Origin of the sequence: Paenibacillus sp. OAS669, assembly GCF_014873645.1 — a bacterium.
GTDB classification, from domain to species: Bacteria; Bacillota; Bacilli; order Paenibacillales; family NBRC-103111; genus Paenibacillus_S; species Paenibacillus_S vulneris.
Window position 1 is genome coordinate 391,574 of the sequence record NZ_JADBDR010000005.1, and the last position, 16,732, is coordinate 408,305.

Sequence of the window (16,732 nt, forward strand, 5' to 3'; positions counted from 1 at the left end):
AACTACGTTTTAGCCAAGGCATCGGCAGGCTTCAATGAAACCTTCGTCAAAATTTCTTCCTTCCAACGATCACGAGTCTCGCTCACTTCCTGTTGACGGTTCACGTTCTTCTCCAATTGTTCTTGCTGTGCCAGTTGATCTTCCAGTGCAAATATTTTGGTGAAATAATCGAGCGCTTCTTCCCCGTCACGTTCAGCAGCCATCTCTTTAATCCGAATCACTGGGTCTCTCAGCATTTGATTCACAATGCTTTTCGTCAGCTTGCGAATCACTTTAAGCTCACGCTCATCCAGATCGGGAAGCTTTTTCATCAGGCTATCCATAGTTTCTTCATGGATGGAGCTTGCTTTCGCTTGCAGCGCCTGGATTAACGGTGTAACCCCCAGCGTACGCGTCCATTGCTCGAACACGGCCATCTCCTCTTCGATCATATCCTCGATGACCAGAGCCGCTTTGCGGCGTTCCTGCAGATGGTTGTTCACGATGGACTGCAAATTATCGATATCGTACAAAAATACGTTAGGCAGTTCTCCGATGGAAGAATCCAAATCCCTTGGAACGGCTATATCTATCATGAATAAAGGGCGCGAACGGCGCTTCTGAAGGACGGCCGCAACCTGATCCTTCGTTAATACGATCTCCGAGGAGCCCGTGGAGCTGATAACTATATCCACTTCCTCCAGATAGTCGAGCAGCTTATCCATGGAGCTGGCCACTCCTTGGAACTTGCCGGCAAGCTCTTGAGCGCGGCTCAAGGTGCGGTTGACGACAATCACCTTATCGGCACCGTTGGAATAAAGGTGCTTCACGGTAAGCTCGCTCATCTTGCCTGCGCCGATGATCATTACCTTCTTGTGGTCATAGCTTCCGAAAATGCGCTTGCCCAGCTCAACGGCGGCATAACTGACCGAGACCGGATTTTCCCCGATGCCCGTCTCCGTATGCGCGCGTTTAGCCAGGGTGATCGCCTGTTTAAACAAGGTATTAAATAAAATCCCCGTAGTTTTCATTTGCTGGGATAGTAAAAATGCATTGCGAATTTGGCCCAAAATTTGGGTTTCCCCGATAACCATGGAATCCAGTCCACTCGTCACGCGGAATAAATGATTGATCGCCTTCTCGTTTTCATAAACATACAGATGTTTATTGAACTGCTCGCGCGGAACGCCAAACCATTTTTCAATGAAGCCCCGCAAATAATGATCGCACAAATGTTCCCGGTCGACAACTACATACAGCTCCGTACGGTTACAGGTGCCCACAATGACACATTCCATTACGCTTTTCGTTTCTTTGAGCTCTTTCAGAGCCGGCGCTAGATCTGCATCGGAAAATGTAAATTTCTCGCGGATCGCTACCGGTGCTGTTCGGTAGTTCAAGCCCGCCACAACGATATGCATATGTGTCACCTGCCTTCCTCTTCTTAATCTAGATCCCATTATAGCACAGTTTGACAAGCCGCTCCGACAAATTTTTTGTATAATATGTGAAAGCAAAGCTTATCAACCGGAACTATTTTCTATATTTTCAGCTAAAATGGTTTCGTTTATACAATATACGCATGTTTCACCCTATTGAAGCAGCTTTTTACGGAGCAATTCGTTCACCATTTTATCATCTTTTTGCAGCCTTTGATTTTGAGAACCTACTACATCCCCACGGGAGGATAGGAGCTTCCCATAGGCATCGTACAGGTCATCGAACTGCTTGCGCACCTCCAGCAATGCCTGAACCTCTTCGCCCTTGAGCGGACGCTGACCCCCTATTTGCAGGCGGAGAACGTATTGCATCAGCTGCGACAAGCTTTCAAGCGGGGTGAGCTGATCTTCGCCATATGCAAGCACAAGATGCTGATGCGTAAAGTTGGCCGTATAGATCGCTTGACGTAAGGGATTCAACCCTTCCGTATCCTTCACCTTCTCAATATCGTGCAAGTAGCTGCTTAACAGCTCCATTTGAAACAACGAAACCTGGTAAAGGAGCTTGCCCGCATCCTGCTTTTCCGAATGAGCACCTATCATACCTATAATCTGATATACCGGCCAAACAACAAAAAAAACCAAGATGGCGTACATAATCCATTTGCGTTTTCGTTTCATCCCGAACTCCCCCCAAGTCCAATGAGCTTCCTCAAGCTTCGGTTAAAACGTAATACAAGCTTTACTTATTCATTGTATGGGGGGCTAGGCAAACAAATAACCACGGATTTCTCCGTGGTTACCATTTAACGTTATTATTTTGTCAATTGAGCTAGCTTTAATTCCGGTGTCTCTACTGTCAATTCACCCATGCCGCGAACAAGCTTCTTTGCATGCGCCGTTGCCGGCTTCAGAACCGAAATCATATAATCAATAGCAAGTTGAGGATCTACTGTCTCACCGCAAGTATAGCAATCCAATGCGGCAAAACCTTTCTCAGGATAAGTATGAATGGAGAGATGACTTTCCGACAATAATACTAGCACTGTTGCACCTTGCGGCTCAAACTGCTTGGATTGAACAGACATCACAGTTGCCCCGCATGCCTCCGCAGCTTCTACCATTTGCGCCTGTAACCATTCTGCATTGTTGAGAAGTTCAAAATCAACTCCCCAAGTATCAACAGCAACGTGTCTTCCGAAAGTTGAGTATTCCATCTTTCGGTCCCCCTTCCTAGGAATAAAATGTTTGAAAAATTTCATCCGCTAGGACCTACGTCATTCACTTCTCGAGGGAATAATCTCTCGCAACATTCAATGTCCTGAGTGAATCCTGGTTCCTATTTTGTTTTCAACGAAAATAAAAATAACATCTATTCCGAATAAAAGCAATACTTTTTTTTGCCAATGCCTAGTTTTCTGTGCTGCGAGCGCTGCACATTGTCTAACATATGTTACAGACTTGTCTCAGGTGTATGGGACCCATGGATTTTTTTCGGGGAAATAACGCCTATATGTTTATCAAGACAAAATTAAAAAAGCTTTTCCGCATCAACGGAAAAGCCCTTTGACTTCTATATAGTTAAGCTTCGAGTACGAATAAGCGATGCGTCAGGTTACGAAGACGGTCATCAATTTGTTCGCGTACGGCTGCTTCTTGTATGTCGTTTCTCAGGTCGAGCAATTCATTGATCTGAGATTTTATGGTCATTATTTCTTGCTCTACCTCCACTTTACGGAACATTTTCTCCAGCATTCCGACAGTATCCTTATACTCGTAGATCAGACGATCGGTTTGCCCTTTGCGTTCCACAATTTTCATTACCGTGCCCCGGTCATATTCATAAATCATCGTATAAGATTCATAAATTCGGTGAACAATGGCACTTCCTTTAAAGGTTGAAACGGCCTTTCTCATCAATTGAACCAGATTTTTGTCCGTGATGCTGCATGTACCACGGCAAACATACATGTTGAACTGTCTTTCGAACGAGAGGACGATCTCTTGTCCCGCTTCGTTGTCCAGCAAAACCACCTCTTGATTTCCATTTTCAAGCACTTTCACCTGCAAGGAGGCTTGATGATCGACAAACATCTGAATAAACATGGCCATCTCGGCTTCCGTTAACTGTAGGCAGGTTTTGACGTATTTGGTCGCTAACCTAATTGCCATAAAAATCCCTCGATTCTTTGTTTTCGAAACATAAAGCCAAACCTATATTCTCTTGTTCTATATACATTATACTACATAAATATTTAATATTCCTGCCATCCATTCATTGAATTCCGGTGAATTTTAGAAAAAACTGCTTTAATCACGGAAGGATTCAACCTTTTCATATAAATCCCTCTGTTTCCCTTATAAAGTTATCAACTTCCCTGGGACATATTCGATGATGGCCATCTGGCTCCTAGTTGTCCGAACTATTTGGATCGGATCAGGGTTAGGCTTTCTTTTTGGTGAGTAGTCCTTCTAAATAAAAAACTATCCTATAAAAACAAGCCCGCTACGGCAGGTAACTTGTCTTTACAGGATAGTTGGCAGGATTATTCCGGTTGGACTTCCACAGGCTCCTCGTCCGGAGTTGAGGCCGTTTCGCCGTTATGGATCTTGCTCTCAATGACGCCCCAAAGCTCGTCCTTGCCTATTCCGAGCTCGGATGAGAACAACACGAAAGGATCGTTCTTGTCCATCTGCAAGGTTTCCTTAACGATCTTCACGTGCTTTTGCCACTGGCCCTTGGATATTTTATCCGCCTTGGTCGTGACGACACATAGAGGCACTCCATTGTGTTTGAGCCAGGCATACATCGCCTGATCATCCTTGGAAGGCGGATGCCGCAAATCGATAACGAGCAGCACCAGCTTCAAGAATTCTCTGTGAAGCAAGTATTCCTCGATAAACTTGCCCCAAATTTCACGCTTGGACTTGGAAACCTGGGCATAGCCATAGCCCGGCAAATCGACGAAAAATAAGTCCTGATTAATTTTATAATAATTTAATTGCTGTGTTTTTCCCGGCTTAGAGCTTGTTCTAGCCAAATTTTTGCGCTGGATCATCCGATTGATCAGTGATGACTTTCCTACGTTAGAACGCCCTGCCAGAGCAATCTCAGGCAAGGCGTCCGCAGGATACTGATTCGGACCAACCGCGCTGATAATAAACTCAGCCTGATTGACCTTCATGTTTTCCTTCACTCTTTCCTTCATCGAGGCCGAAATCGCCTCTTTATACCCCTACGGGTTTGACCAATGCATGCTCAAGCACTTCATCCATATGTGATACTGGAACAAAGGTCAGCTCCTTGCGCACGCTTTCCGGTACTTCTTCGATATCCTTCTCATTATCTTTAGGGATAATGACCTTGCGAATGCCCGCCCGATGAGCGGCAAGGCTTTTTTCCTTCAGCCCGCCGATAGGGAGCACGCGGCCGCGCAGCGTAATCTCTCCTGTCATCGCCACTTCGCGGGAAACAGGAATATTCGTCAAGGCGGAGATCAGCGCCGTCCCCATCGTTATCCCGGCCGAAGGTCCATCCTTCGGAATAGCTCCTTCCGGAATATGAATATGAATATCGAACTTCTCATGAAAATCCGCCGGAATGTTCAGCTGCCCCACTCTGGAACGGGTGTAGCTGAATGCTGCCTGCGCCGATTCCTTCATCACATCGCCTAATTTGCCCGTCAGCGTCAGCTTGCCGTTACCCGGCATGACCGTAACCTCGATAACGAGGGTATCGCCGCCGACCTCCGTCCAGGCAAGGCCGGTAACCGCACCGATTTGATCGAATTCCTCGGCTACGCCAAAGCGGAATTTGGGTGGTCCAAGGTATTCCTTGACATCATCGTAGCCAATGATGACCTTCTCACCTTCACCCGATACGACCTTCTTGGCCGCTTTGCGGCATACCGCGGAAATTTGCTGCTCCAAATTGCGGACTCCCGCTTCCCGCGTATACTCACGTACAATCCGCATAAGCGCCGGTTCCTCAATTACCAGCTGATCGTCTTTAAGACCGTGGTCCTTCTGCTGTTTAGGCAGCAAATAGTTGCGGCCGATATGCAGCTTTTCGATCTCGGTATAGCCCGGAATATAGAGCACTTCCATACGATCAAGAAGCGGTCTCGGAATGTTGTGCACCGCATTGGCCGTTGTGACGAACATAACGTTGGACAGATCGTAAGGGACCTCGATGTAATGATCGCTGAACGTACTGTTTTGTTCCGGATCAAGAACCTCCAGCAGCGCCGACGCCGGGTCTCCGCGGAAATCCATCGCCATTTTATCGATCTCATCGAGCAGGAACACCGGATTGGCGGAGCCTGCGTTTTTCATCCCTTGAATAATACGGCCAGGCATCGCGCCGACATAAGTGCGGCGATGCCCTCTAATCTCCGCTTCATCCCGTACGCCCCCAAGCGAGATACGGATAAATTGCCGGCCCAAGGACCGTGCGATGGAGCGGGCGATCGATGTTTTACCTACCCCGGGAGGCCCTACAAGACACAGGATCGGCCCTTTAAGCTTCTTTACCAGCTGCTGAACGGCCAGATATTCCAGCACACGTTCCTTCGGCTTCTCTAGCCCGTAATGGTCCTCGTTCAAGATTTGCTCGGCGCGGTTGATGTCCAGATCATCCTCGGTGAACTTCGACCATGGAAGGCCAAGCAGCCAATCGATATAATTCCGGATCACGCCGCCTTCAGCCGAGGTCGCCGGCATCTTCTCCAGCCGATCGATTTCCTTCTCGATTTTTTCCTTGACCTTCTCCGGAACATCCGTTTCTGCAAGCTGGCTGCGCAGCTCCTCCACCTCGCCTGCACGGCCTTCCTTATCCCCCAGCTCCTTCTGTATCGCCTTCATTTGCTCGCGAAGGTAATACTCCTTCTGGGTTTTCTCCATCTGCTTCTTGACCCGCTGGCTGATTTTGCGCTCAAGCTCCAATACTTCACGTTCGTTGTTAAGTATGCTGAGCAGCTTTTCCAAACGGTCCTTTACATCGATGGTTTCTAGAATTTCTTGTTTGTCCTTAATTTTTAACGATAAATGACTGCAAATCACGTCTGCCAGCCGGCCCGGCTCATCGATATCGGATACGGCGGCTAACGTCTCCGGGGTTACCTTTTTGGACAAATTAATATAATGCTCAAACTGGGTAAGAACGGTACGCATCAGTGCATCGATTTCAGGATCTGAAGTTTCCTGTTCAGGCAGCTCCTTGACTTGAACCTCGTAGTATTCCTCATTCGTTAAAAATTCGCTGATTTCCGCACGAACGATTCCCTCGACCAATACCCGGATCGTGCCGTTAGGAAGCTTCAGCATCTGCCTTACCTTGGCAATCGTTCCGATGCGATATATGTCTTCTGTTGTAGGCTCTTCAATGTTAACTTCCGATTGGGAGCAAAGAAGAATCATGCTGTCATCCACCATGGATTTCTCCAGTGCTTTTACTGATTTTTCTCTGCCTACATCCAGATGCAGCACCATGCTAGGGTAAACGAGCAATCCCCGCAAAGGAAGCAACGGCAAGCGCCGCACCTTTAATTTGTTCGGTCCCATCCTGGAGCACCTCCTGTGAACTTTGCTTTCAGCAAAGTTGACTTCGCAACAATCCGCCTTCTAAAGCGACCTTGCTTCGCCAGCATTACCAATTGCTGTAGTTAACATTTTAGCAAAATTGATTTAAAAACACCAATCGGCTTGTCAACTTATCTCGCACCGACAAAAAGAAACGCTGAAGGCAGATAATTACTCTAGCCCGTCAGCGTGCAAAACAGTTACCGATGCAGGCGGCATCACATCCGGCTGTATTCCGGAGGCTTCGGTTAGCGTGGAAATTTCTATTCCTAAAGCGTGGTGCAGCACTTCTTCTACTGATTCAACCGGAATCACCTCAAGCCCGTTAAGACCCCCGAATATTTCCTGCCAATTTTCTTTCGGGATAATGACTTTGGTGGCCCCTGCCTGGAATGCGGCCTCTACTTTGGCGACCACGCCTCCAACCGGCTTCACCTTGCCATGAATGCCCACTTCACCGGTCATGGCGATATGGTTATCCACCGGAATTTGCTTGATGGCTGACGCTATGGCCGTTGCCATCGATACGCCTGCGGAAGGACCGTCTATCGGAGTGCCTCCCGGGAAGTTGATGTGCAGATCATAATTGTACGGATTGATGCCCAATCTGCGCAATACGGTAAGCACATTTTCAACGGAGCCGCGCGCCATGCTTTTTCTGCGGATCGTGCGGGCCCCTCCGCCCATCTCTTCTTCATCTACGACGCCCGTGATGGTAAATTTGCCGCTGCCCGGCTGAACGACCGGAATAGCAGTAACCTCGATCTCGAGCAGGGTCCCCAGGTTCGGCCCGTAGACGGCAAGTCCGTTAACAAAGCCAATTTCCGGCTTCGACCCGATCTTGCGTTCCGGTCTTGGAGGAATTTGCGAGCTGTTGATCACCCATTCCACATCGGAAGCCGATACTTCTTTACGGCCGTCTGTCAAGGCCATTCCTGCCGCCAGCTGAATAATATTGACCGCTTCCCTGCCGTTGGTTGCGTGCTTCTTGACGACCTCCACGGCGGCCCCGTTTTCCGGCAAACCGATTTTCTTCAAAGCGTTCAAAGCAATTGTACCGATTTCGTCCGGTGTTAGAGGCCTGAAGTATATCTCCATACAACGGGAGCGTATGGCAGGAGGCAGCTCTTGGGGATTACGCGTCGTCGCGCCTACAAGGCGAAAATCCGCCGGCAGTCCATGCTGAAAAATATCATGGATATATCCCGGGATATTCATATCCTCCGAGTTGTAATAAGCACTCTCCAAAAACACCTTACGATCTTCAAGCACCTTTAATAATTTATTCATTTGATGCGGATGTAATTCGCCGATCTCATCAATAAACAAGATTCCTCCATGCGCTTTGGTCACGGCGCCGGCCTTCGGCTGCGGAATCCCGGCCACTCCCATGGCTCCCGCTCCTTGATAAATCGGATCGTGAACGGAACCGATCAGCGGGTCGGCAATCCCTCTTTCGTCAAACCGGGCTGTCGTCGCATCAATCTCCGTAAATTTCGCCTCTTGGCGGAAGGGAGATTCCGGATTTTTCTTAGCTTCCTCCAGAACGACACGCGCCGCAGCCGTTTTCCCTACTCCCGGAGGTCCATAAATGATAACATGCTGCGGGTTGGACCCGCACAATGCCGCTTTCAGGGCGCGAAGCCCTTCCTTTTGCCCTACGATATCCCCCATGGTGCTGGGTCTCGTTTTTTCGGCCAGTGGTTTATTCAAGGAAATGGAGCGAAGCTTTCTCAGCTTCTCGAGCTCTTTCTTCGACTCCTTATCCACAGCAGTTCGATTGGATTGCTGATTCCGCAATAAATTCCAGAAATACATACCGATGACAACGGCAAAAAATAGTTGAATAATCATCAAGATAACACTGATATTCATTAAAACCCCTCCTACGTGATCAAGTTCGCCTTCCGCACCAAACGAATAAGCTACATATACCTGGTAGTATTCCCCTTAAAAGGGCGGATTCATACGGTTATGAGAAAGTTTTCTGGACCGTATGAGAACGTAATGGGAGAGAACCATAAGAGGGGAAGTTTTATCGTAAAGTCTATGTTTTCGATGCCAGTTTTCTACGAAAACTTTAAGGAGTGTAGTATATGCGACGCTTGGCCGTGTTCCTGCTTTTATTTTCCGCGATCCTCTTCACTTCCAATCAGCCCTTAGACGCACGATCAGACCATCATCAAGCTGCGAAAAATCCGATCGTCTCCAATGTGGACGTGCTGATCGATGTTGGTCACGGCGGAGTCGACAGCGGTACTCTGTACGGAGGACTTTATGAGAAGGATATTAATTTGGAAATATCGAGGTTGATTTATGACCTATTGCGGCAAAAGGGAAAGGTGGTTCTTATGAACCGCATAGAGGACTATGCCTTAAGCGGAGAGAACCGCTGGTTCCGGTCCCGGTCCCGGCATCTGAAGGATCTAGCACAACGAAGCCACCTGGCCAACGAAATCCGTCCCAAAGCCGTCGTCAGTATTCATGTGAATTGGTCCTCTAAGAGCAGTAAACGAGGCGCTATCGTGCTGCATCAAAAGTCCGATGCGAGCAAAAGGCTGGCCGTCAGCCTCCAAAATTCCTTGAATCAGCTGTACGGCACGTCCGGACACGTCATGCATGGCAAGCCGTTTTATATATTAAAGCATATTCAGGTCCCTGCCGTTATCTGTGAAATGGGGTTTATCTCCAATGCGCAGGACCGCGCTCAAATGACCGAGCCGCAGAGGCAGCGGGAGCTGGCTCAAGCCATCGCCGACGGAATTCTTAACTACCTGCAGCAGCCACGGACTGAACGGATCATTCATGACAAAATACGGCGGTGAAAATAACTGGTCTCAGACTTCAAGCTATTCAATACTTGGCAAGGGACCCCAGGCTTGAGCTCCATCATGTCGAAAAACTCTGTATGGCATACAAAGCTGGCCCCCCTAGGAGACCAGCTTCGAAATCGTAACAAACTGCGCTTTTTTCTGAATCGACGGGATCGTCTGTTTCAAGACGGCCGCGGTATGCTTCCCGGGAGGCCCTACATGACCTATGACAACGGTAGTATCGTGGTCGTCCACATGCTTAAGAACCTTCAGGGCTTGCCTTACAATATGCTCTCGCGTGTAAATGTCGTCCATAAAAATGTTGTTTTCCAACGTGTGGAAATTCAGATCCTGTGCCACCATCGGGACTACACTTTTGGCAGTTGTTTTACTGTCCAGATAGATCAGCTGCTTTTCCTTGCACACCTCCAGCACAATGCGCATCATTCTTTTATCCGCCGTCACTTTAGACCCCATATGGTTATTAATGCCTATGGCGTAAGGAACCTCTTCAATAGCCGCTATGACGCGGCGCCGGATCTCCTCGTCGGATAAATCGGTCGTTAGGGCGCCTGGGCCGAGCCAGCTTTTCTTGCCTTTGACCGGCTCCATGGGCATATGTACAAGCACATCATGACCGAGGGAATGAGCCCATTCCGCATCCCGTTTGGTTGTGGGTAAGAACGGCATAACGGCAACGGTGAAAGGTACCGGCAGTTCCATAATTTCCTTCGTGCCCTGCATATCATTGCCAAGATCATCAATAACAATCGCTATTTTCTTCGGACCGGCCCCTTCTCCCTCCGACCGAACCATACCGGTTGGTCCAAGCAGCAGGCAAATAGCGACAAAATACATAACAACCCATTTCGTTGTTTGATTCATAGAACTTTCCTCCTGAATAGTTAGAAGCACTCTCCTTGTTATTTGTATCCAGAAGAAAACCTATTCATGGAACCCGAAATGAAATGATATTCATGTAAAAATTAAAAAAGCAATGTCTCTGCGAAGAGAAACATTGCTTTGTCTTGTTATTAAGCATGTGCTGAATGTTTGTTTCTGCCCGGAATTTCTCCAGTCCGCTCATAGTGCTCTACGATAATGTCAATTTCCTTCTTAAGCTCACTAAGCAATTCGGCTTCGGGCACTTTCCGGATCATTTCACCGTAACGGAACAGCATCCCCTCGCCTCTAGCCCCAGCGATCCCGATGTCGGCTTCCCTTGCCTCGCCAGGTCCGTTCACGGCGCAGCCAAGGACAGAAACCTTGATAGGCACTTTAATCTTGGAGATGTAATCCTCCACCTCATTAGCAATAGAGAACAAATCAATATCCAAACGGCCGCAGGTGGGGCAGGATACCAGGGTCGCCGCATTGCTGATCAGACCGAACGTCTTGAGCAGCTCTCGGGCTACCTTAATCTCTTCTACCGGATCCGCACTAAGCGAGATACGAAGCGTAGAGCCGATCCCCATGCTGAGCAGGGCACCAATGCCGGCGGAGCTTTTCACCGTGCCGGAGAATAAGGTCCCGGCTTCGGTAATGCCCAAATGCAAAGGGTATCTGAACGCCGAGGCAGCTTGCGTATAAGCAGCAATAGCCATCGGAACGTCGGAGGCTTTCAAAGAGACTATGATATCGTGGAAATCCAGCTCCTCGAGGATGCCGATATGGTACAATGCGCTTTCTACCATAGCTTCCGGTGTCGGGTAGCCGTACTTCTCCAGAAGATGGTTTTCAAGTGAACCTGCATTAACCCCGATCCGAATAGGAATTCCCCGTTCTTTGCAGGCTTTAACGACAGCTTCAACCTTTTCGCGGCGTCCGATGTTGCCCGGATTAATGCGAACTTTATCGATTCCGTTCTCGATAGCCATAAGGGCCAAACGATGGTCGAAATGAATATCTGCTACCAATGGGATTTGAATTTGACGCTTGATGTCCTTAATCGCTTCAGCAGCTTCCTTGTTGTTGACCGTGACACGAACCAACTGGCAGCCTGCGTCCTGCAATCGATGAATTTCCGCAACGGTCGATTTGACGTCGGCCGTTTTGGTTGTGCACATACTCTGCATAATGACTTCATTGCTGCCGCCGATCGTTAAATCCCCAACTCTAACCGGGATAGTCTCTGTTCTGTGAAACATGTATTCGATCTCTCCCATGATACCAAACATCCTCCGCTCTAGGAAAAAGCCAATTAATGGCTTTTTCCCGGATTGGAGGTCGTATGGTTTAGTTATTTATGCGCTCTCTTCTTTTTTCTTAACGGATTTCTCGTCCTTGCTTGTAATTTCCGGAGTGATCTTGGATTGGATCGACTCTTTCGTTACAACGCAAGTGGAAACCTCCGTGCGGGAAGGAGCTTCATACATGACATCCAGCATGATGCTCTCAATGATCGCTCTTAAGCCGCGGGCGCCGGTATTGCGCTTAATGGCTTCGCGCGCGATTTCCTCGAGGGCTTCGTCGTTGAATTCAAGAGAAACGTTATCCATCTCCAGCATCTTCTGATACTGCTTCACGAGCGCGTTTTTAGGTTCAGTCAAGATCCGTACCAACGCAGCTTCATCAAGCGGCTCCAGAGTAGAAATGACTGGCAGACGGCCCACGAACTCGGGAATCAAACCGAATTTGAGCAAGTCTTCAGGCAACACCATCGACAGGTATTCTCCTGGCTTCAAATCCGTTTTATGCCCGTCGGTACCGAAGCCGATCACTTTCTTACCGATTCTGCGCTTGATGATCTGCTCCAGACCATCAAATGCACCACCGCAGATGAACAAAATGTTCGTCGTATCGATCTGGATGAATTCCTGATGCGGATGCTTGCGGCCGCCTTGAGGAGGAACGGAAGCAACCGTGCCCTCCAAAATTTTCAGCAGCGCCTGCTGCACACCCTCACCGGAAACATCACGTGTGATGGAAGGATTCTCGGATTTACGTGCTACTTTATCGATTTCGTCGATATAAATAATGCCGCGTTCCGCTTTTTCAACATCGTAATCCGCCGCCTGGATCAGCTTAAGCAAAATATTTTCAACGTCTTCCCCTACATAGCCGGCTTCCGTCAAAGACGTAGCATCGGCAATAGCGAAAGGTACGTTCAAAATTTTGGCCAAAGTCTGAGCAAGAAGTGTTTTACCACTGCCTGTAGGACCTAACAGGACGATGTTACTTTTTTGAAGCTCAACTTCCTCAAGCTTGCTTTGCTGGGAATTGATCCGCTTGTAGTGGTTGTACACTGCAACGGAAAGCGATTTTTTCGCCTGATCCTGTCCGATAACGTATTGATCCAGGATAGCGCGGATTTCTTTTGGCTTCGGTACATCCTTAAGGTCCAGCTCTTCCTCATGTCCAAGCTCTTCCTCAACAATTTCCGTACAAAGCTCGATACATTCATCACATATATAGACGCCTGGTCCAGCTACTAATTTGCGTACTTGCTCCTGAGATTTTCCGCAAAAGGAACATTTGAGCTGACCTTTTTCATCATTAAATTTAAACATGCAATCACTCCTTATCCATTCAATTCGTTACGAGTGATAACCGCATCAACAAGCCCGTATTCCTTGGCTTCTTCAGCGCTCATGAAATTGTCACGGTCTGTATCCCGCTCAATTTTCTCAAGCGGCTGCCCCGTACGTTCTACATAAATTTGATTCAGCTTTTGCTTGGTTCTAATAATCCAGTCTGCATGGATTTTAATATCCGATGCCTGGCCTCTTACGCCGCCAAGCGGCTGATGAATCATAATTTCGCTGTTCGGAAGCGCAAAACGCTTGCCTTTTGCCCCTGCGGTGAGCAGCAAGGAGCCCATGCTTGCCGCCATACCTACACAGATGGTAGATACATCGGGTTTAATGAACTGCATTGTATCATATATACCCATTCCGGCAGTTACCGAACCGCCCGGTGAATTGATGTACAGAGAAATGTCTTTCTCGGCATCCTGCGCGGACAAAAACAGCAACTGCGCAATAACGAGGTTGGCAACATCATCGTCAATGGCACTGCCGATAAAGATAATGCGGTCTTTCAATAGGCGGGAATAAATATCATAGGAGCGCTCCCCGCGTCCTTCTTGCTCAACAACCATAGGTATCAGACCCATTGTTCCAACCCCTTTGCTCAAAAATTGACTTGCAAAATACATTGTAGCACGTTTAATAACATTTCGCGAATCTCCCGCATGCTCAGCATAAAAAAACTAGCCTATGCTTAGCATTGCCATTCCATGCCGCAGAAAATCATCGCAGAGTCAAGGTGTATCCTATGTACTTGCATTACAACGTTGGTCGTATGTTGAATGTGGAAGAGCCAAAGCGTGTCCGATTCCTTATGCCGCAAAAGCGCAGGATGCCACGGACAAACCGTTGTTACAATATGTATTAAACTTAAAGACAAGGGTGCGAAACCTTGCCTATAGAGAAAGGCACGCATATGGACACGTGCCTTACCTCCTATGTGATGCTTATTATTTGCTGTTAGCAACCAAGAAGCCAACGGTTTTAGAAATAACGATATCGTGTTTCATGCTATCCAAGTTACCGTTCGCTTCCAGAATCGCGCGAAGCTCATCTGCAGAGCGTTGGTACAATTGGGACATTTGCAGCAGTTGGTTGTTAAGCTCTTCTTCGGAAGCTTCCAGGTTCTCCGCCTTGGCAATAGCTTCCAAAACAAGGTTGTTCTTAACGCGTTTTTCCGCGTCACCGCGCATTTGTTCTTTCAGCACGTCGTCGTTTTGACCTGTGAACTGGTAGTACAATTCAAGGTTCATGCCTTGGCTGGACAGACGGTTCTCGAACTCTTTGAGCATTTGCTCGCACTCGTTCTCGATCATTACCGGCGGAATATCAACTGTTGCGTTTGCAGCTGCTTTTTCAACTACATCCGCTTCTTTTTTAGATTGAATTTCGCTTTCTTTACGCTGCTTCAGCTTGCTTTCAAGATCTTGCTTGAACTCTTCCAAAGTTTCGAATTCGCTAACGTCTTTTGCAAACTCGTCGTCAAGAGCCGGCAAGTTTTTGCGTTTGATGTCATGAAGGTGAATTTTGAAGACTGCTTCTTTCCCCTTCAGCTCTTCGGAATGGTAGTTTTCAGGGAAAGTTACGGTAATGTCCTTATCTTCACCTTTGTTCAAGCCTACCACTTGCTCTTCGAAACCAGGAATGAAGCTGCCGGAGCCAAGCTCAAGAGAATACTTCTCAGCTTTGCCGCCTTCGAATGCTACGCCGTCAACGAAGCCTTCGAAGTCAATGGATACAACATCGCCGTTTTGCGCAGGACCTTCTTCAACAGGAACCAGCTCAGCATGACGCTGCTGCAATTTATTCAGCTCTTCGTTCACTTCTTCTGCGGTTACCTCAGCATCTTGCGCTTCAAGCTCAAGACCTTTATATTCGCCAAGCTCAACTTCTGGCTTAACGATAACTTTAGCTTTGAATTTCAAAGCTTGGCCTTTGCCGAATTGCTCAACGTCTACTTCAGGACGGTCTACAGGAGTGATTCCTGTCTCGTTCACCGCTTCAACGTAAGCTTCAGGAACTACGATATCCAAAGCATCTTGATACAAGCTTTCAACGCCAAATTTAGCTTCGAAGATTTGACGAGGCACTTTCCCTTTGCGGAAACCCGGAACGTTGACTTTCGTTACTACTTTCTTAAATGCTCTGTCCAGTGCGTCGGCAACTTTGTCCGCGTCCACTTCAATATCAAGAACTCCAACGTTCTTCTCTATTTTTTCCCAGCTTGCTTTCATTTTATGCTTTCCCCTCCAAAAATTATCCATCACAATTTTCACGTTCTGACGAATAAGGGTGTTATGCTTGTCCCAAGGTCGTCAATATAACCATTCTATTATAACATATACCTTCATGTTTTCAAGTTGCAGTTCATCGAAAAAAATATTCAATCATGAAGTCTCGCCGTAAACGTCGCCGCGGCAAATTGCTGCATGATGCGATATGCCTGTTCCCACTGGAACATCAGCTCATTGGTAATGCCATACAGCTCGAATATTTCCTCCCGGTCCCCGCTGTCGAAAACCCGTTCCAGCAGGACCAGATGAAATGCGGCGGCCCAGGCGTCAACGTTCTCGCTTTCCATCAGAAGCATCTGCCTGTAAATTGGGGTTCCGTATACGAAAGCCAGAAATTCGTTCCAGGTCTCTTCGGCAAAATAAGCCAAGGCCGGATGGCCTGTCTGGCTGTTTTCCCGGATCCGTTCCAAAATTTCGTTGATCTGCGGCGGGAATTGATCGAAATCGGACGGCGTATCCTCTATTTCGACAAAAAGCGTCTCTCCGTTTTTAGGCAGCCGCAGCATGCCGGACATTCCGCGAAGCTTTAGCGTTTGCAATGTTTTATACTGAATCATGGGATGCCGCTCCTCCGAACCCAGCCATTCAACCAGCCTCCCGTTAATGCCGGGATCGTCCAGAAGCGCCAATTGTCCCAAAGCAAGCAGCTGATGCTCCATGGATCCGGACTCACTCAGCATCCCGAGCAATTTGTCCGTATAGCCTCTGTCCTCTCTTGCCTTTGCGGCCACATGCTCCCGAAGCAAATCCTGCTCGGTGTAATCCTCTTGCTCTCCATCCGGCATTGCGGCAAGGGCATCGGGAAACATGGTCTGCAGCCATTGCAGCAGGGCCCGCCACTCCTCACTCGCTCTCTCATCCGGACTTTGACAGGAGAGCAGAAAGCTCAGCAGCTCAATGGCTTCGCCATATCGCTCCGTCTCCAGCATCCGGGTTAGCTCAAACTGATAAAATTCAACTGTTTTAGGAAATAGAATCACGTTATCCTTCGATTTTCCGGACAAAAGCACACCACCTAACCGACTTCTAAACCAAAGCCTCTATAAAAAGGAATTTCTTATGAACGTCAGTGTACCCCATTCGGGGACGGAAAGCAAAAT

The 16,732-nt window shown here is 48.0% G+C and carries 14 protein-coding genes; 1 reads left to right on the top strand and 13 read right to left on the bottom strand.

The window, feature by feature from the left end; all coding sequences use genetic code 11:
• Window positions 1-2 precede the first annotated feature (2 nt).
• The 7 genes from hemA to lonB all read right to left on the bottom strand — a co-directional run bounded on the left by hemA (window position 3) and on the right by lonB (window position 8,873).
• A complete protein-coding gene (gene hemA / locus GGC63_RS14280; protein ID WP_192702919.1) occupies window positions 3-1,400 on the bottom strand; it encodes a glutamyl-tRNA reductase in 1,398 nt (465 codons plus the stop codon).
• 171 nt (window positions 1,401-1,571) lie between these two features.
• Window positions 1,572-2,099 (bottom strand): S-adenosylmethionine decarboxylase, encoded by a 528-nt coding sequence (locus GGC63_RS14285; protein WP_192702879.1) that lies wholly within the window; start codon window positions 2,097-2,099, stop codon window positions 1,572-1,574.
• Between the two features lie 134 nt (window positions 2,100-2,233).
• A complete protein-coding gene (gene speD / locus GGC63_RS14290) occupies window positions 2,234-2,635 on the bottom strand; it encodes an adenosylmethionine decarboxylase (protein WP_192702880.1) in 402 nt (133 codons plus the stop codon).
• A gap of 364 nt (window positions 2,636-2,999) precedes the next feature.
• Window positions 3,000-3,590 (bottom strand): non-ribosomal peptide synthetase module, encoded by a 591-nt coding sequence (locus GGC63_RS14295; protein ID WP_179135962.1) that lies wholly within the window; start codon window positions 3,588-3,590, stop codon window positions 3,000-3,002.
• Between the two features lie 374 nt (window positions 3,591-3,964).
• Window positions 3,965-4,603: a ribosome biogenesis GTP-binding protein YihA/YsxC gene (yihA, locus tag GGC63_RS14300; protein WP_192702920.1), complete on the bottom strand. Its 639-nt coding sequence runs from the start codon at window positions 4,601-4,603 to the stop codon at window positions 3,965-3,967.
• Between the two features lie 43 nt (window positions 4,604-4,646).
• Entirely contained in the window at window positions 4,647-6,980 is a 2,334-nt protein-coding gene (gene lon, locus GGC63_RS14305; protein ID WP_192702881.1) for an endopeptidase La, read from the bottom strand.
• Window positions 6,981-7,169: 189 nt separating this feature from the next.
• The gene (lonB, locus tag GGC63_RS14310; RefSeq protein WP_079910003.1) at window positions 7,170-8,873 is read right to left on the bottom strand and encodes an ATP-dependent protease LonB; all 1,704 of its coding nucleotides are present in this window, start codon (window positions 8,871-8,873) and stop codon (window positions 7,170-7,172) included.
• Window positions 8,874-9,094: 221 nt separating this feature from the next.
• Between lonB and GGC63_RS14315 the strand changes: the two genes are divergently transcribed.
• The gene (locus GGC63_RS14315) at window positions 9,095-9,823 is read left to right on the top strand and encodes an N-acetylmuramoyl-L-alanine amidase family protein (protein ID WP_192702882.1); all 729 of its coding nucleotides are present in this window, start codon (window positions 9,095-9,097) and stop codon (window positions 9,821-9,823) included.
• 105 nt (window positions 9,824-9,928) lie between these two features.
• Here the strand turns inward: GGC63_RS14315 and GGC63_RS14320 are convergent, their stop codons facing one another.
• The 6 genes from GGC63_RS14320 to GGC63_RS14345 form a co-directional block, all read right to left on the bottom strand.
• Window positions 9,929-10,696, bottom strand: coding sequence for a divergent polysaccharide deacetylase family protein (locus tag GGC63_RS14320; RefSeq protein ID WP_412973865.1), 768 nt, complete (start codon window positions 10,694-10,696; stop codon window positions 9,929-9,931).
• Between the two features lie 149 nt (window positions 10,697-10,845).
• The gene (gene ispG, locus GGC63_RS14325) at window positions 10,846-11,958 is read right to left on the bottom strand and encodes a flavodoxin-dependent (E)-4-hydroxy-3-methylbut-2-enyl-diphosphate synthase (protein WP_192702883.1); all 1,113 of its coding nucleotides are present in this window, start codon (window positions 11,956-11,958) and stop codon (window positions 10,846-10,848) included.
• Window positions 11,959-12,054: 96 nt separating this feature from the next.
• Window positions 12,055-13,320: an ATP-dependent protease ATP-binding subunit ClpX gene (gene clpX, locus GGC63_RS14330; protein ID WP_079910002.1), complete on the bottom strand. Its 1,266-nt coding sequence runs from the start codon at window positions 13,318-13,320 to the stop codon at window positions 12,055-12,057.
• 11 nt (window positions 13,321-13,331) lie between these two features.
• Window positions 13,332-13,925 (bottom strand): ATP-dependent Clp endopeptidase proteolytic subunit ClpP, encoded by a 594-nt coding sequence (gene clpP, locus GGC63_RS14335; RefSeq protein ID WP_079910001.1) that lies wholly within the window; start codon window positions 13,923-13,925, stop codon window positions 13,332-13,334.
• Window positions 13,926-14,288: 363 nt separating this feature from the next.
• Window positions 14,289-15,572 (bottom strand): trigger factor, encoded by a 1,284-nt coding sequence (gene tig / locus GGC63_RS14340; protein WP_079910000.1) that lies wholly within the window; start codon window positions 15,570-15,572, stop codon window positions 14,289-14,291.
• 149 nt (window positions 15,573-15,721) lie between these two features.
• Window positions 15,722-16,636 carry a hypothetical protein gene (locus GGC63_RS14345; RefSeq protein ID WP_079909999.1) on the bottom strand — a complete coding sequence of 305 codons (915 nt, stop codon included), beginning with the start codon at window positions 16,634-16,636 and terminating at the stop codon, window positions 15,722-15,724.
• Window positions 16,637-16,732: the final 96 nt, after the last annotated feature.

Bases quoted from the DNA above. Each gene is read 5' to 3' on its own strand.
- hemA (WP_192702919.1), bottom strand. From the start codon at position 1,400: ATGCATATCGTTGTGGCGGGCTTGAACTACCGAACAGCACCGGTAGCG.
- GGC63_RS14285 (WP_192702879.1), bottom strand. From the start codon at position 2,099: ATGAAACGAAAACGCAAATGGATTATGTACGCCATCTTGGTTTTTTTT.
- speD (WP_192702880.1), bottom strand. From the start codon at position 2,635: ATGGAATACTCAACTTTCGGAAGACACGTTGCTGTTGATACTTGGGGA.
- GGC63_RS14295 (WP_179135962.1), bottom strand. From the start codon at position 3,590: ATGGCAATTAGGTTAGCGACCAAATACGTCAAAACCTGCCTACAGTTA.
- yihA (WP_192702920.1), bottom strand. From the start codon at position 4,603: ATGAAGGTCAATCAGGCTGAGTTTATTATCAGCGCGGTTGGTCCGAAT.
- lon (WP_192702881.1), bottom strand. From the start codon at position 6,980: ATGGGACCGAACAAATTAAAGGTGCGGCGCTTGCCGTTGCTTCCTTTG.
- lonB (WP_079910003.1), bottom strand. From the start codon at position 8,873: ATGAATATCAGTGTTATCTTGATGATTATTCAACTATTTTTTGCCGTT.
- GGC63_RS14315 (WP_192702882.1), top strand. From the start codon at position 9,095: ATGCGACGCTTGGCCGTGTTCCTGCTTTTATTTTCCGCGATCCTCTTC.
- GGC63_RS14320 (WP_412973865.1), bottom strand. From the start codon at position 10,696: ATGAATCAAACAACGAAATGGGTTGTTATGTATTTTGTCGCTATTTGC.
- ispG (WP_192702883.1), bottom strand. From the start codon at position 11,958: ATGTTTCACAGAACAGAGACTATCCCGGTTAGAGTTGGGGATTTAACG.
- clpX (WP_079910002.1), bottom strand. From the start codon at position 13,320: ATGTTTAAATTTAATGATGAAAAAGGTCAGCTCAAATGTTCCTTTTGC.
- clpP (WP_079910001.1), bottom strand. From the start codon at position 13,925: ATGGGTCTGATACCTATGGTTGTTGAGCAAGAAGGACGCGGGGAGCGC.
- tig (WP_079910000.1), bottom strand. From the start codon at position 15,572: ATGAAAGCAAGCTGGGAAAAAATAGAGAAGAACGTTGGAGTTCTTGAT.